The organism is Amedibacillus dolichus DSM 3991, from assembly GCF_000154285.1.
Taxonomy (GTDB): Bacteria; Bacillota_I; Bacilli_A; order Erysipelotrichales; family Erysipelotrichaceae; genus Amedibacillus; species Amedibacillus dolichus.
Genome location: NZ_DS483474.1, coordinates 1 through 14647, shown reverse-complemented (window position 1 = coordinate 14647; position 14647 = coordinate 1). Strand labels below are relative to the sequence as shown.

General features: G+C 38.9%; 14 protein-coding genes and 1 pseudogene. 13 read left to right on the top strand and 2 right to left on the bottom strand.

What is annotated here, in order from left to right; all coding sequences use genetic code 11:
- Window positions 1-151 precede the first annotated feature (151 nt).
- A complete protein-coding gene (locus tag EUBDOL_RS03065; RefSeq protein ID WP_040462991.1) occupies window positions 152-2014 on the bottom strand; it encodes a transglycosylase domain-containing protein in 1863 nt (620 codons plus the stop codon).
- A 642-nt stretch (window positions 2015-2656) separates the two neighbouring features.
- Here EUBDOL_RS03065 and EUBDOL_RS03060 point away from each other — a divergent pair.
- The 13 genes from EUBDOL_RS03060 (at window position 2657) to EUBDOL_RS03000 (ending at window position 14171) form a co-directional block, all read left to right on the top strand.
- Window positions 2657-3049: a DUF1934 family protein gene (locus EUBDOL_RS03060; protein ID WP_040462989.1), complete on the top strand. Its 393-nt coding sequence runs from the start codon at window positions 2657-2659 to the stop codon at window positions 3047-3049.
- The gene (gene argS, locus EUBDOL_RS03055) at window positions 3046-4689 is read left to right on the top strand and encodes an arginine--tRNA ligase (RefSeq protein WP_004798364.1); all 1644 of its coding nucleotides are present in this window, start codon (window positions 3046-3048) and stop codon (window positions 4687-4689) included. The genes EUBDOL_RS03060 and argS overlap by 4 nt, the downstream gene beginning before the upstream one ends.
- A gap of 13 nt (window positions 4690-4702) precedes the next feature.
- Window positions 4703-5035, top strand: coding sequence for a DNA-directed RNA polymerase subunit delta (gene rpoE, locus EUBDOL_RS03050; protein ID WP_004798362.1), 333 nt, complete (start codon window positions 4703-4705; stop codon window positions 5033-5035).
- 132 nt (window positions 5036-5167) lie between these two features.
- Window positions 5168-6034 (top strand): class II fructose-1,6-bisphosphate aldolase, encoded by an 867-nt coding sequence (gene fba, locus EUBDOL_RS03045; RefSeq protein ID WP_004798360.1) that lies wholly within the window; start codon window positions 5168-5170, stop codon window positions 6032-6034.
- A 236-nt stretch (window positions 6035-6270) separates the two neighbouring features.
- The gene (locus EUBDOL_RS03040; protein ID WP_004798358.1) at window positions 6271-6933 is read left to right on the top strand and encodes a site-2 protease family protein; all 663 of its coding nucleotides are present in this window, start codon (window positions 6271-6273) and stop codon (window positions 6931-6933) included.
- Between the two features lie 269 nt (window positions 6934-7202).
- On the top strand, window positions 7203-8375 hold the full coding sequence (locus EUBDOL_RS03035; protein WP_040462987.1) for an ABC transporter substrate-binding protein: 1173 nt from the start codon (window positions 7203-7205) through the stop codon (window positions 8373-8375).
- 84 nt (window positions 8376-8459) lie between these two features.
- Complete coding sequence (locus EUBDOL_RS03030; RefSeq protein ID WP_040462985.1) at window positions 8460-9338, top strand: branched-chain amino acid ABC transporter permease; 879 nt, start codon at window positions 8460-8462, stop codon at window positions 9336-9338.
- Between the two features lie 3 nt (window positions 9339-9341).
- Entirely contained in the window at window positions 9342-10301 is a 960-nt protein-coding gene (locus tag EUBDOL_RS03025; protein WP_004798352.1) for a branched-chain amino acid ABC transporter permease, read from the top strand.
- A gap of 1 nt (window position 10302) precedes the next feature.
- Complete coding sequence (locus tag EUBDOL_RS03020) at window positions 10303-11079, top strand: ABC transporter ATP-binding protein (protein ID WP_004798351.1); 777 nt, start codon at window positions 10303-10305, stop codon at window positions 11077-11079.
- 1 nt (window position 11080) lies between these two features.
- Complete coding sequence (locus tag EUBDOL_RS03015) at window positions 11081-11785, top strand: ABC transporter ATP-binding protein (RefSeq protein ID WP_004798349.1); 705 nt, start codon at window positions 11081-11083, stop codon at window positions 11783-11785.
- 4 nt (window positions 11786-11789) lie between these two features.
- Complete coding sequence (locus tag EUBDOL_RS03010; protein ID WP_004798348.1) at window positions 11790-12437, top strand: CBS and ACT domain-containing protein; 648 nt, start codon at window positions 11790-11792, stop codon at window positions 12435-12437.
- A 101-nt stretch (window positions 12438-12538) separates the two neighbouring features.
- On the top strand, window positions 12539-12958 hold the full coding sequence (locus EUBDOL_RS03005; RefSeq protein WP_004798346.1) for a peptide deformylase: 420 nt from the start codon (window positions 12539-12541) through the stop codon (window positions 12956-12958).
- A gap of 52 nt (window positions 12959-13010) precedes the next feature.
- Entirely contained in the window at window positions 13011-14171 is a 1161-nt protein-coding gene (locus tag EUBDOL_RS03000; RefSeq protein ID WP_004798344.1) for an iron-containing alcohol dehydrogenase, read from the top strand.
- 140 nt (window positions 14172-14311) lie between these two features.
- On the opposite strand, the pseudogene EUBDOL_RS02995 reads toward EUBDOL_RS03000, so the two are convergent.
- Window positions 14312-14647, bottom strand: a pseudogene (locus EUBDOL_RS02995) (hypothetical protein); the annotation flags it as partial.

Genomic DNA, 14647 nt, shown 5'->3' with positions numbered 1-14647 from the left:
AAGTTTTCAAGTCGTTGTCGATTTGCCGCAGAGCTTTTAATTTAGGGGGTTAAACGCACTTTTGGTAAGGAACGAAAAAATTTTTAATTTTTTTGATTTTTTGATGGTTTTAGGATAGCCTTGCACTTTTCAGTGTATGTAGTGAGGATTGCTAAGAGGGTAAAAACCAATATACAGATCCGTTTGAAATTTCTGCTCCGGAAATCGGGTTGATTCGTTTTTCGATGATTCGATTGCTTGGCTCATACCAAACACCCTTTCGCTTCTCATATAGCAGGTTGAAGGTGTTTTGATAGATGCGTTTACTGAGTGAGTAGTATTGTTTATCAAGAGTGCGGTTATCATCGAAACCGCTCCATACACCTACCGTATATTCGGGATTGTAGCCGATGACCAAGGAATCCCAATCGCTTGTACCGGATTTTACTGCTGTTGTTACCTTTGGCTGATAGCCATACATGCTTGGCCAGTTATAGGATTTGTTCGCAAGGTCATAGGTAGCTGTCAGCATTTGATTTAAGACTAGGGTTTCATCACGATCTAATAATCGCTTAGGTGTGATCTTGCGCTCATATTGAATTCCATCGGGACTGCTGATCTTGGAAATCAAGGCAGGCTTGATATACAAGCCTTCACCGGCAAAGGTGTTATAGATACGACTTAACTCCAATAGGGACATATTTACGGTTCCCAATGCTTGGGAAGGAGATGGCTGGGATTGGGTAATGCCAAAATCGAGCAGTGCTTCATGGAGGGTTTGCATACCTAAAAACAAATGCATCTTTTCCGCATAGATGTTATCACTTAAAGCTAAGGCATTGATCATGGTGATTTCATCGTTGGCATAGAGGTTGTCATAATTGGTAGGTGCATATTCTTCCCCATCTTCGCCATGAAAGGTGGTTGGTTGTGATAAAAATGTAGAGGTAGGGGTAAAGCCGTTTTGTAGAGCACAGTAATATAAAAGTGGCTTGATGGTGCTTGCGACTTGTCGTGAGGAATACATAGCACGATTATATTGTGAAAGGGTGTAATCTTTTCCACCTGCCATTGCCAATACATTGCCACTAAAGGGCTGCGTGATAATTGCGGCTACCTCGATTTCATCTTCATAAGTAGTATAGGCCTTAATGGATTGATCCAATGCTTGTTGAATGGAAGGATCATAGTATGTATAAACATGAACCTCCTTTTGAAAGTCAATGTCCATTTGGTTTAATGTTTGTAAGACCGCATCGACGTAGTATTGTTCCATGCCGGCAAGCTTGGTGTCAGTTTTGGTGGATAGTCGGATATTCTCGCTTAAGGCGAACTTTTTTTGTTGCGGGGTAATTACATGATTATGCTCCAATACATCAAGAATCAGCGTTTGGCGTTCTTTCGCAAGCTTGGGGTTTAAGAAGGGAGAGTAAAGACTTGGACCGTTTGGGATACCGATGAGCATAGCACTTTGTGCAATGGTAAGTTGATCGAGAGAGGTGTTAAAGAAATAATCGGCAGCTGCTTGTATTCCATAAATGCCATGACCGAAGTAGGCAGTATTTAGATAGCCTTCGAGGATTTCCTGTTTGCTATATTGCATTTCCAAACGCATCGCATATAACAGCTCATGCATCTTGCGAACAAGTGTTTGCTCGTTTGTCAAAAATAAGTTTTTAGCATATTGCTGCGTAATGGTGGAGCCGCCTTCGACGATATGGCCATGTGCTATGTTTTGGGCAAGTGCCTTGGTGATACGGATCGGATCAATTCCGGCATGTGTGTAGAAACGCTTATCCTCAACACTAACAACAGCATCTTGTAAAAATTGCGGAATATCCTCGAGTGGTGTCCAACTCATATTTTTTTTAAAATTGGATTCATATAAGACTTCACCGTTGATATCGTATAGGGTAATGTTTTTACGTTGCTCATCAAGGGATAAATGATGGAAAAGCGCATAGCCATATAGGAGACAGTAAAGGGAAAGAAAGATAAAAATGACAGTTAATAAAACACGCTTCCACAGCTTCATAGACACACCTTCTTTTTCCTTAGTGTGAACCATTCCATTCTTTTTAAACAATTATCAGATGGAATTATGATGCGAATGGAAAAAAAGAGTCTAAATAAAAGCAAAAGATATTATTATAAAAGTAGAATATTATAAAAATATAGATAGTGTAGTAAGCGTATTTTTGATGATTTTCCATCTTTTAAAAAATAGGATAATAGGAAAGTAAAAAATGTATGCTATATATATTATAAGGAAGAGTAGTGTGGAAGGAGATAGAATACAAGAGATGGAAGCTTGCTATATATAATATAAGGAAGAGTTTTTGTTATGAGTGGAGAGAAAGCAGACTTATTTTTGTGAAAGAAGAAGAAAGAGATCAAATGAAATAGAACTGGAAGCATGGTTTTTTGTTATATCAAAACGCTTGAAAATAACGTAGATTTGCGTTTATATTCTACTTTTATAATATTGATAATGCATATTTTTATTATAAAAGTGAAATATAATAGATGCTAAAATGTATGGAATTTGTTAAGGAAACGGGTGCTAATTGGTATGTTCTTGAAAATATCATAAAATCTTTAAAAAAATATAATCAAAAAGGCTTGAACGCTGTGATAATTCTGTTATAATGCTCATGGTAAATATGTGGTGATGCAAATGAAGGCCTATATGCAGGCGGTACAGCATTCTTTAACAACCAAAGAAAAAACCGTGCTGTATCAAGGAATGATTGAAAGAAAACAGAGTGATACAGGTCAAAGCTTTACATATAACGAAAAGGGAACCAACGCTTGTGTGGAGGTGTTGGCGAATGAGACAGATCTTTTTATTAAGCGCAGCAGTGATGTGGAAAGTACACATTGCTTTCGCCCCTTAGAAGAAACTAAGGGAAAGGTTATGTCAGAATTTGGCTTGTTGGAATTTGAATTGTATACGCATAAATATATACAGAGCGAAAATATTATATTTATTGAATATGATGTGATGCAAAATCATGAAATCATCGATTGCATACGGATCGTTTGGGAACTGAAGGAGGATTTTTCATGAATCAAATAGAAAGCGGATTGAAGCAGGCGCTTGCGGCAGCAGCGAAAAAAGCGTTTGATGTAGAGTTAGTTGCAGAAGATATCGTTATTGAAATTCCAAGAGATTTAAGTCATGGCGATTATTCTACGAATATGGCAATGCAGCTAACCAGAATATTAAAGAATAACCCACGTGTTATTGCACAGGGAATTATTGAACATTTAGATCACGATGCAGCAAATATTGAAAGCTGTGAAATTGCCGGCCCGGGATTTATCAACTTTGTCATTCGTAAGACCTCAATGGCTGAAATCATTGCACGTGTATTAGAAGCAGGTGATCACTATGGGGAAAACGAAACCGGTAAAGGACAAAAGGTGAATGTGGAATATGTTTCTGCCAATCCAACCGGAGATTTGCATTTAGGACATGCGCGCGGTGCGGCATGGGGAGATAGCATTACAAGACTTATGAAGGCCAGTGGGTATGATGTATGCCGCGAGTATTATGTGAATGATGCAGGAAATCAGATCATTAACTTGGGCTTGTCTTTACAGGCACGTTATCGGGAATATTTGGGTATGGACTTTACCCTTCCTGAAGATGGCTATCATGGAGAAGATGTGAAGAAGATTGCCATTGCGTTAGCGAAGGAATATGGAGAGGCTTATGCAGAAGAAAACGATGCCAATCTGAAATTTTTTAAGGAAAAGGGAATTGAATTTGAATTAAATAAAATTAAACGGGATTTGGATTATTTCCGTGTACATTTCGATGTATGGAGCAGTGAGCAGGCGATACGTGATGCCGGTAAGGTGGAAACTGCACTAGCACAGCTGCATGAAAAGGGCTTAACCTATGAGGAAGATGGCGCTTTATGGTTTGCGACAACAAAATTCGGTGATGATAAGGATCGTGTATTAAGAAAAAAAGATGGCTCTTATACATATCTAGTTCCGGATATTGCATATCATAAGGATAAGTTGGATCGTGGCTTTGATTTGTTGGTGGATTTGCTTGGGGCAGATCATCATGGATATATTCCACGTTTAAAGGCCAGCATTGAAGCATTGGGCAACGATCCGGATAAGCTGCAAGTGGATATTATCCAAATGGTGCGCTTAGTTGAAAACGGAGAAGAAGTAAAAATGAGCAAGCGTTTGGGCAATGCCGTTACGATTCGTGAGCTTTGCGATGAGGTAGGCGTTGATGCTGTTCGTTATTTCTTTGTTCAGCGTGCGGTAGATACACATTTTGACTTTGATTTAGGACTTGCAAGAAAACAGAGCAATGATAATCCGGTGTATTATGCACAATATGCCCATGCGAGAATTTGTTCTATTTTAAGACAAGCTCCGCAATTAGCACCGGCGCAGTCTTATGAGTTATTAACGCATGAAAAAGAAATCGCATTGATGAAGTATATCAATGAATTTAGCGGAGTTGTCAGCGATGCTGCGAAGTATCGTGCACCGCATCGTGTATGCAACTATGTACAGAAGTTAGCACAACACTTCCACAGCTTTTACAATGCCTGCAAGGTTATTGATATGAACAATGAAGCACTGAGTGCACAGCGTATTGCACTGCTTAAGGCAACGAAAATTACGTTGAAGAATGCATTGGCATTTATCGGTGTGGAAGCAACGGAAAAAATGTAGGAGGCAAGGATTGATGAAAAAAGCTATGATAGATGTTGCTTTTGATCAGCTAAACAGCAAGAAAAAAGCATTGGTATTTCTTAAACTATGGGAAGAGGTAAGTCAGGAAATGGGCTTTACCAAAGCACAGGAGGAGGATAATATCGCTCAGTTTTACAGCGATCTTTCCTTAGATGACCGCTTTGTAAACATTGGTGAAAATAAATGGGATTTACGTGAGCGTCATACCTTCAGTGAGGTTGTTGTTGATACCGATGATCTGATGATTGATGAAAATGATGATGAAGGCGATGACTTCGATGAAAGTGATGAAGCTGAGAAGAAGGATAAGGACGAAGAATATTAAGGATATGGAGAGTGTCTGTTAAAAGATGCTCTTTTTTTAAAATAGCAGATAGAAAAAGCAAAATAACCTTTTCAAAAAAGTAAAAATGAAGTAGAATAATAATGTATATGAATATAAGGAGGACTTATTTATATGGCATTAGTATCAGCAAAAGAAATGATTGAAAAAGCTCATGCAGGTCATTATGCAGTCGGAGCATTCAACATCAACAACATGGAATGGACAAAAGCTATTTTACTTGCTGCCGAAGAAGCAAAATCACCGGTTATGTTAGGTGTTTCCGAAGGTGCAGGAAAATACATGTGTGGATTTAAAAACGTTGTAGCTATGGTAAAGGAAATCCATGATTACCTAGGAATTACAGTTCCGGTAGCATTACACCTTGACCATGGTTCATATGAGGGTGCAAAGGCTTGCATCGAAGCAGGATTTACTTCTGTAATGTTCGATGGTTCTCACTATGCATTTGAAGAAAACCTAGAAAAATCAAAAGAAATGATCGAATTGGCTCACTCAAAAGGAATTTCTATTGAATGTGAAGTTGGTGGCATCGGCGGTGAAGAAGACGGTGTTACTTCTATGGGTGAATTGGCAGATCCTGCAGAATGTGCTACAATCGCCAACCTAGGTGTTGATTTCTTAGCAGCAGGTATTGGTAATATCCATGGTAAATATCCTGCAGATTGGGCAGGCTTGAACTTTGATCGTCTTGGAGAAATTCAGGAAAGTACAAACGGTAAGCCACTTGTATTGCACGGTGGTTCAGGTATTCCTGCTGAGCAGGTTGCTAAAGCAATCTCTTTGGGTGTTTCTAAGATCAATGTAAATACGGAACTTCAGTTGGAATTTGCAGCAGCTACTCGTAAATATATCGAAGCTGGTAAAGATTTAGAAGGTAAAGGATACGATCCTCGTAAACTGCTTAAACCAGGTGCAGATGCAATTCAGGCTAAAGTTGTTGCAATGATGGAACAATTCGGTTCTGCTGGTAAAGCTTAATTAAATACAATCAAGGAATAAAAGGTACGGTACAGCCGTACTTTTTATTATCAAAGCTTGTAGTATATATATATATATTGTTCAAATTGATGATTTCAAAACGATAGGGCTATATGCACAAATTGCTTGCATGATTTCTATATAACAAGCAAGAGCCCGGCATTGAATGATTTATAAGTTTTCCTTATGTATGAAATATGATATACTGATACTATTAGTATTGAGGAGGAATCGTGATGTTTCATTTTAATCTTCAACAGTTTCTTTCGGATTTAATTTATATTTTACCGGCTGTTGTTATATCCTTATCTGTGCATGAGGCAGCCCATGCTTTTGTTTCTTATAAAATGGGAGATATTACCCAAAACTCTGCGGGAAGAATGACTTTAAACCCACTTAAACATTTAGATCCTTTCGGTACGATTTGCTTATTGTTTTTCGGCTTCGGGTGGGCAAAACCGGTGCAGGTAAATCCTTATTTTTATCGCAATAAAAAAGAAGGCATGATGTGGACTGCGCTTGCCGGACCGTTTGCAAATTTTATTTTGGCTTTTTTATCTATCATGGGATATTGTCTGATACTGCGATTTTATCCACAAGGGGTGCTTTCTTCAACCATCATAAACTATATTTTTCAAATGCTTGTTATATTGGCACAGATGAATATCGGTTTAGCGGTTTTTAATCTTATTCCAATTCCGCCATTAGATGGTTCAAAGATTTTAGCGGGTATTTTAAGTGAAGAAAATTACTTTAAGCTAATGCGTTATGAAAACTATTTTATGTATTTGGTATTCTTCTTACTGGCATTAGGTGTTCTTGATGGACCGCTGATTCATGCAAGAGGAATTATTATGGAAGCTTTTACAAGCTTTTGGACAATGCTTTTGGGGTTGTAACAAATTTTATAATTCTTGCAAAACGGGGAAGCCTTCTTATTCTGTATGATTGCTATGCAGGATAAGGAGACTTTCCTTTTCTTTTTCTCCGACATAAAAAAGTGCTTAGATATCTTATAAAAGATGGTTCCTAAAGCATGAAATATATTTACAGAAAAATTATGTAATAAAAATGGAAAATATGTGAAAACTTTGTGAAAAGTTATTGAAAATAGAAAATGATTTGATTATAATGGATATATCATTTGAAAGTGGAAGGAGAGAATGGTATGGGAAGCTTTAAAAAATTGGTAGCAATGACAGCGGTGTCATGTATGGCGCTTACTACACTAGCCGGTTGTGGTGATGGTGGCTCCGGTGGAGGAGATGAAAATACAATTCGTATTGGTATGAACTTTGAATTGACGGGAAATGTTGCGAACTATGGAACAACAGAGTATAACGGTGCGAAATTAGCAATTAAGCAGGCGAATGAAAACAGTGAGCATAAATTCAAATATGAAATTGTTGAGGGTGATAATAAATCAGCTGCTGAGGAGGCAACGGCATTGGCAACCAAGCTGGCAACAAGTGATGGGGTTGATGGTATGGTAGGTCCGGCAACATCAGGAAATTCCTTAGCAACCTATCAGGTCGCAAATGACAGCAAGGTTTTGGTGGTATCTCCGTCAGCAACAGCGAATGGAGCAACGATGAACAATGGAAAGGTTTATGATTACGTCTATCGTGTTTGCTTTGAAGATAACACACAGGGAGCAGCGATGGGAGTATTCGCCTATGACAATTTAGGTAAACGTAAAGCGGCAATGCTTTCCGATTCAAGCAATGATTATGCAAAAGGAATGGCAAAATCATTTAAGAAGAAGTTTAAGGAAAAAGGCGGAGAGATCGTTACGGAATTAAATTATGCGGAAAAGGACACGGATTTCAATGTTCAATTAACAAAGATTAAGGATATGGATTTCGATGTTCTTTATATTCCCGGATATTACAATGAAGTAGGTTTGATCATTAAACAGGCTCGAAGCCTTGGCATTGATGTTCCGATCATCGGTGGGGATGGCTTTGATTCCAGTGATCTTGTGAAACTTGCAGGTGCTGAAAATCTGAATGATGTTTATTTTACTACTGCTTATACAACGGTCAATGCAAGTGATGAACTAACAGCTTTCATTGAGGCATATAAGGAAGAGTACGGTGAAGAACCTAGTATGTTCTCAGCACTTGCTTACGATGCAACCAATGTTATGATCGAGGCTTATGAAAAGGCAGGCAAGAAGGATATGGACGCTGCTAAAGAAGCACTTGATTCCATGAAATTTAATGGTGTTACAGGCTCCTTTACCTTTGATAAAACACATACACCAACCAAAGATGTATTGGTTGTAAAATTGGTTAATGGCGTACAAAGCGATGCTGTTAAGGTAGATCCAAATAAATAAAATGAGGGCTAGCAAAATAGGAGGAAACGGCTTCCTCCTATTTTCCATAATTAGAAGATATATCAAACGATGGGGAGTGAAGGTATGACACAATTTTTTCAACAGCTAATCAATGGATTGTCGATTGGCAGCATTTATGCATTGATCGCACTTGGATATACCATGGTATATGGAATCATCAAGCTGATTAACTTTGCACATGGGGATATTTATATGCTGGGAGCGTATGTCGGCTTTCTGGCAATTTCACAATTTCATTTGAATTTCTTTCTTGCACTGCTTGTGGCAATGGCATTTTGTGCGGTTCTCGGTGTGGTTATCGAGCGCATTGCCTATAAGCCGCTGCGTAATGCTACGCGAATTGCGGCATTGATTACCGCAATCGGTGTGAGCTATTTCTTGGAGTATTCTACACAGAAAATTATGGGGCCGGGAGTAAAGACCTATCCGACCACCTTAAGCAATGAAGCTTTTACAATCTTCGGCTTGCATATTCAGCTCCAACAAATTTATATTTTTGCGATTACTATCGTATTGATGTTGATTTTAACTTTTGTTGTTAAAAAAACAAAGGTGGGACGTTCCATGCGTGCGGTTTCCGTTGATGCCGATGCCGCAAAACTAATGGGAATCAATGTTGATGCAACGATTTCCTATACATTTGCGATTGGCTCAGCGCTTGCCGGTGCAGGTGGCGTATTGGTCGGTATGTACTATAATACGATCAATCCTTTGATGGGAATGGTTCCCGGTATCAAAGCGTTTGTGGCAGCGGTATTCGGCGGTATCGGAATTTTACCGGGAGCAATGTTTGGTGGTTTCTTTATCGGAATTGTAGAGTCGCTTGTTACGGCGTATGGAAGCTCTCTATACAAAGATGCGGTTGTATATGCAATTTTGATTTTGATTTTGATTATTAAGCCTGCCGGCTTACTTGGTAAGAATGTGAAAGAGAAGGTGTAGCGTATGAAGAATATGTTTAGTAAAACAAATCTATGTTGGCTGCTAACCATTATCGGCATTTTTGTAATCATGAGCATTGCGATGCAGACAGGCATCATTAACGCATATTATCAGACAACCATTTATACAATCGGAATTAACATTATATTGGCTGTATCCCTAAATTTGATTATCGGTGTAACCGGACAGTTCTCTTTGGGACATGCCGGCTTTATGTGTATCGGTGCCTATGCGGCAGCTATTGTTACGAAAAGCAATCCAACCTTAATGGGGCTTGCTTTAGGTGCAATCATCGGAGCGGCAATCAGTGCGGTGGTTGCCTTGATCGTAGCCATTCCGACTCTACGCTTAAAGGGAGATTATTTGGCAATTGCAACCTTAGGCTTTTCCGAAATTGTACGTATCGTAGTATTAAATATGACAATTACCAACGGAGCTGCCGGTTTATTTGGAATTCCGAAGCTGACAAGCTGGCCGGTTTTGTTTGGTTGTATCGTGCTTTCCATGATCGTTATTTTAAACTTCGGCTTGAGTGCACCGGGGCGTGCTTGTATCTCGATTCGTGAAGATGAGATTGCAAGTGAAGCTATGGGAATCAATACTACGAAATATAAAACGATTGCTTTTGTGATTGGCGCAATGATTGCGGCATTGGCAGGTGCCCTGTATGCTTGTAACTTCTATGTTGTAAAACCGGATTTATTCACATGGACCAAATCCGTAGATATTTTGATCCTTGTTGTATTCGGGGGTATGGGAAGCTTTACCGGATCGGTATTAGCAGCTATTGTGATTGGCTTTATCAATATGTTCTTACAGCAGTTTGCGGATATTCGTATGATTATTTACGGTGCGGCTTTGGTGTTGATTATGGTATTTCGTCCAAAGGGCATTTTCGGTACCAAGGAATTTACCTTCTCTGCAATCTTGAAAAGGTTTCAGCGAAAAAAGGAGGCGAAGTAGTATGAGCTTGTTGAAGGTTAGCGGTTTAACAAAAAACTTCGGCGGGTTATGCGCCGTTTCCAATGTAAATATGGAAATCAATGAAAAAGAATTGATTGGTTTGATCGGTCCTAACGGAGCAGGAAAAACGACCCTATTTAATTTATTGACCGGTGTTTATGAGCCAAGTGAGGGAAGCATTCAGTTAAATGTAGATGGAGCGATGAAAGAGATCGGTGGTTTAAAGCCATATATTATTACACGTTTGGGGCTAGCCAGAACATTTCAGAATATTCGTCTATTTAAGGAGTTAAGTGTTCTTGACAATGTGAAGATTGCTATGCATAAAAACATTCATTATGGAAGCTTACAGGCAATTTTCAGAACACCTGCCTTTTATCGTGAGGAAGCATTAGTAAAGGAGCGTGCTAAGGATTTATTAAAGGTTGTCAATCTTTATGAAAAACGTAATGAGAAAGCAAAAAATCTGCCTTATGGAGAACAACGTCGCTTAGAGATTGCCAGAGCCTTAGCAACAGAACCGAAGATTTTGTTTTTAGATGAACCGGCAGCCGGAATGAATCCACAGGAAACTGCCGATTTAACAAAGCTGATTCATCAAATTAAGGAGCAATACAATCTTACGATCGTGTTAATTGAACATGATATGTCATTGGTTATGACAATATGTGAACGCATTTATGTATTGGATTACGGAAAATGTATCGCAAATGGAATTCCGGAAGTGATTAAGCAGGATAAGCGCGTTATTAAGGCGTATTTAGGGGAGGATATTTAAGATGTTAGAGGTTAAGGATTTAAATGTCCATTATGGTGTTATCCATGCCTTAAAGGACGTATCTATGGAAGTAAAGGAAGGCGAGATTGTCAGTTTGATCGGCGCAAACGGTGCAGGAAAAACGACTCTTTTACACAGTATCAGCGGACTTTTGAAGAAAACAAGTGGGGATATTATTTTTCTTGGACATTCTTTGAATAAAACAAGTGCTAAAAATATCGTAAAGGAAGGAATTACACAGGTTCCCGAAGGCAGACATATCTTTCCGGGAATGAGCGTATATGAAAATTTGATCATCGGTGCCTATTTACGCAAAGATAAAGAAGGCATTAAAGAGGATTTAAATAATATTTATCAACGATTTCCGATTTTAAAGCAACGCAGCAATCAAGATGCTTCCACGCTTTCCGGTGGAGAACAACAGATGCTTGCGATGGGCAGAGCCTTGATGGCAAGACCGAAGATTTTATTGCTAGATGAGCCAAGCATGGGGTTAGCGCCGATTTTGGTTAAAGAGATCTTTCAAATCATCAAGGATATCAATGCCGAAGGAACGACTGTATTATTGGTGGAACAAAATGCAAAGATGGCATTGTCGATTGCCGATCGTGGCTATGTAATGGAAACAGGAAAAATCGTAATGAGTGGTACAGGTGCCGAGCTGATTGAAAGTTCAGACATTCAGAAGGCATATTTGGGAGGATAAGAGCATGTATGTAAAAAATCGAATGACAAAAAATCCGGTCTGTATTGATGTCAATAGCAAAATCAGTGAGGTTGTTGATATCATGAATGACAGAGAGCTGCATCGTATTCCGGTTGTTAGCGGTAAAAAGCTGGTAGGCTTAGTAACGGAGAGCATGATCAGTAAGCAAGGAGCAACCAAAGCAACTAGCTTAAGCATTTATGAATTAAATTACTTGCTTTCAAAGACAAGTGTCGATGCCATCATGATTCGTGATGTGATTACGATTCATGAGGACCGTTTTCTTGAAGATGCAGCGCTTGTTATGTTTAAACATGACATTGGTTGCTTGCCGGTCGTAAACGATGCCAATGAGGTTGTCGGAATCCTGACTAGCAATGATGTTTTAAGCGCCTTTTTGGATATCTTAGGGTATCGTGAAAGTGGTAGTCGTGTATGTGTTGAGGTAAAAGATGAACTAGGAACGATTGGAGATGTTTCCGATATTTTTAAACGCAATAATTGTAATATTACACATTTAGGTGTTTATTCCCAGCACAATGGCTATTCCGATTTGATCATTCGTATCAATACTTTTCAAACCGATGCCTTAGAAAAGGATCTGAATGCAAGCGGATATCGTGTATTGTCGATTACCAAAAATCCAAATTAAGCAAAGCCGGCGGGAAGAGCCGGTTTTTTGATGAAGAAATACATGACGATAGAAGCATTCGATGCTATACTGTTGATAGAAAACGGAAAGGAAAATGAAAGATGATAAAAGATATAATGCGAGATGAATTGTTTTTGCAAATGAAAAGCTTACCGGCGACTAAGGAAGATAAAGGAATCGCTGATGATTTGCTGGATACCTTAAAGGCCAACGCGATGCAATGTGTTGGTATGGCAGCCAATATGATTGGTGTGCAGAAATGTATCATTGCTTTTTTGAATAAGGAAAGCGGACAATATGAGGTGATGTTGAATCCCGTAATTATAAAAACGAGTGGTATTGCTTATCGAGTGATGGAGGGTTGCTTATCACTTGCAGGGGAGCGGGAAGCAAAGCGTTATCCACAGATTAAGGTGCAATATTATGATACCGATATGAAACTGAAAATTAAAAGCTATAAGGGTTTTACAGCACAAATTATTCAGCATGAAATTGATCACTGCAATGGAATTCTTATTTAATATTTCTTGCTTGGTAGTATAATAAAGATAATTAAAGAAGGAGGATAAGAGAATGGAAAATTTTGTTTATTCCGTACCGACAACGGTTTATTTTGGGAAAGGACAGGTTCGTCATATCGCGAATATTGTTTCTGCCTATGGGAAAAGCGTACTGCTTGTATATGGTGGAGGAAGTATTAAACGCAATGGTATTTACGATGCAGTAACCGATATCTTTCAAGCAAATGGAATTAGCTATCATGAATTATCCGGAGTAGAGCCCAATCCACGTATTACAACTGTTCGCAAAGGGGTAGAGCTTTGTCGTAAGGAGGGTATTGAAGTAGTGCTTCCGATTGGCGGAGGTTCTACAATTGATTGTGCGAAGGTTATTGCCGCAGCGGTAAGCTATGAGGGTGATGCTTGGGATATTGTGTTAGATCCAAGTAAGATTGTAAGTGTATTGCCGATTGTATCCATTCTGACATTAGCGGCAACCGGTTCGGAAATGGATACCTTTGCGGTTATTAGTAATTTAGAAACAAATGATAAAATCGGTACTTCGCATGAGGATATGCGACCAAAGGCAAGTATTCTTGATCCAAGCTATACTTTCAGTGTTTCAGCCTATCAAACAGCAGCAGGAACTGCCGATATCATGTCGCATATTTTAGAATGTTATTTTTCCAATGTGGAAGGCTTTATGCAAGATCGCATGGCAGAGGGACTTTTAAAGACCTGTATTGAATTTGGGGTAAAGGCGATTGAAAATCCTGAAGATTACGAAGCTCGTGCAAATTTGATGTGGGCAAGCAGTTGGGCAATCAATAACTTTATTAAATTAGGAAAGGTCGTACAATGGAGCGTACACCCGATGGAGCATCAGCTGAGTGCTTATTATGATATTACGCATGGAGTTGGTTTGGCAATATTGACACCGCATTGGATGGAGTATGTATTGAATGATCAAACAGTAGAAAAATTCAAGGCGTATGGAGTGAATGTATGGGGTATTGCTGCAAATCAAGATGCTTATGCTATTGCGAAAGAGGCTATTCAAAAAACAAAGGCATATTTTGAGGCAATGAAGCTTCCTATGACACTGCGTGAGGTTGGAATTTGTGATGAAACACATTTTGATGTCATGGCAGAAAAAGCAAGTGCTTCCTTATCAAAGGCCTATGTGGCATTAAGTAAGGAAGATGTGAAAGAAATTTATCGTAGAGCGTTATAGTATGAAAATAGCTTTTCGGCTTTTTTGATAGTAGAAAAAGTGCTTATGGATAAGGTTAATGCGATGAAAGAGGTCTTGAATAGTTATAAAAAAGGTGAATTTGCATTGTGATTCACCTTTTTGAGAATATAAGAATATGGTTAATGCATGTGCTGCTGTAGTTCTTCCCAAGTATCGCAGGTAAGAAGCTGATTGGAAAGCTCGTATAGCTGAGATAGGCTTAAGGTGGATAACCATTCCTTTGCATCAATAGCGAATTTCTGTTTGATTTGCATGGCCAATAAATTCAAAGTGCCAAGTTCTAACCCCTTCTGTTTGCCTTCATCATAGCTATCCAACAGATTGTTCTTCTCTCTCCACTCTGCCATCTGCCTTGACATTGCCAGCGACCACAATCCTTCATCATCTTTGAATTTCTCATGCTTTTCCATTAGCTTCCTCACCAACCTTTCCTTTGTCTTTAGTATAGCATGATT

Coding starts and splice junctions, on each gene's coding strand:
- EUBDOL_RS03030 (WP_040462985.1), top strand. CDS start 8,460: ATGACACAATTTTTTCAACAGCTAATCAATGGATTGTCGATTGGCAGC.
- argS (WP_004798364.1), top strand. CDS start 3,046: ATGAATCAAATAGAAAGCGGATTGAAGCAGGCGCTTGCGGCAGCAGCG.
- EUBDOL_RS03035 (WP_040462987.1), top strand. CDS start 7,203: ATGGGAAGCTTTAAAAAATTGGTAGCAATGACAGCGGTGTCATGTATG.
- rpoE (WP_004798362.1), top strand. CDS start 4,703: ATGAAAAAAGCTATGATAGATGTTGCTTTTGATCAGCTAAACAGCAAG.
- EUBDOL_RS03040 (WP_004798358.1), top strand. CDS start 6,271: ATGTTTCATTTTAATCTTCAACAGTTTCTTTCGGATTTAATTTATATT.
- EUBDOL_RS03065 (WP_040462991.1), bottom strand. CDS start 2,014: ATGAAGCTGTGGAAGCGTGTTTTATTAACTGTCATTTTTATCTTTCTT.
- EUBDOL_RS03025 (WP_004798352.1), top strand. CDS start 9,342: ATGAAGAATATGTTTAGTAAAACAAATCTATGTTGGCTGCTAACCATT.
- EUBDOL_RS03015 (WP_004798349.1), top strand. CDS start 11,081: ATGTTAGAGGTTAAGGATTTAAATGTCCATTATGGTGTTATCCATGCC.
- fba (WP_004798360.1), top strand. CDS start 5,168: ATGGCATTAGTATCAGCAAAAGAAATGATTGAAAAAGCTCATGCAGGT.
- EUBDOL_RS03000 (WP_004798344.1), top strand. CDS start 13,011: ATGGAAAATTTTGTTTATTCCGTACCGACAACGGTTTATTTTGGGAAA.
- EUBDOL_RS03010 (WP_004798348.1), top strand. CDS start 11,790: ATGTATGTAAAAAATCGAATGACAAAAAATCCGGTCTGTATTGATGTC.
- EUBDOL_RS03060 (WP_040462989.1), top strand. CDS start 2,657: ATGAAGGCCTATATGCAGGCGGTACAGCATTCTTTAACAACCAAAGAA.
- EUBDOL_RS03020 (WP_004798351.1), top strand. CDS start 10,303: ATGAGCTTGTTGAAGGTTAGCGGTTTAACAAAAAACTTCGGCGGGTTA.
- EUBDOL_RS03005 (WP_004798346.1), top strand. CDS start 12,539: ATGATAAAAGATATAATGCGAGATGAATTGTTTTTGCAAATGAAAAGC.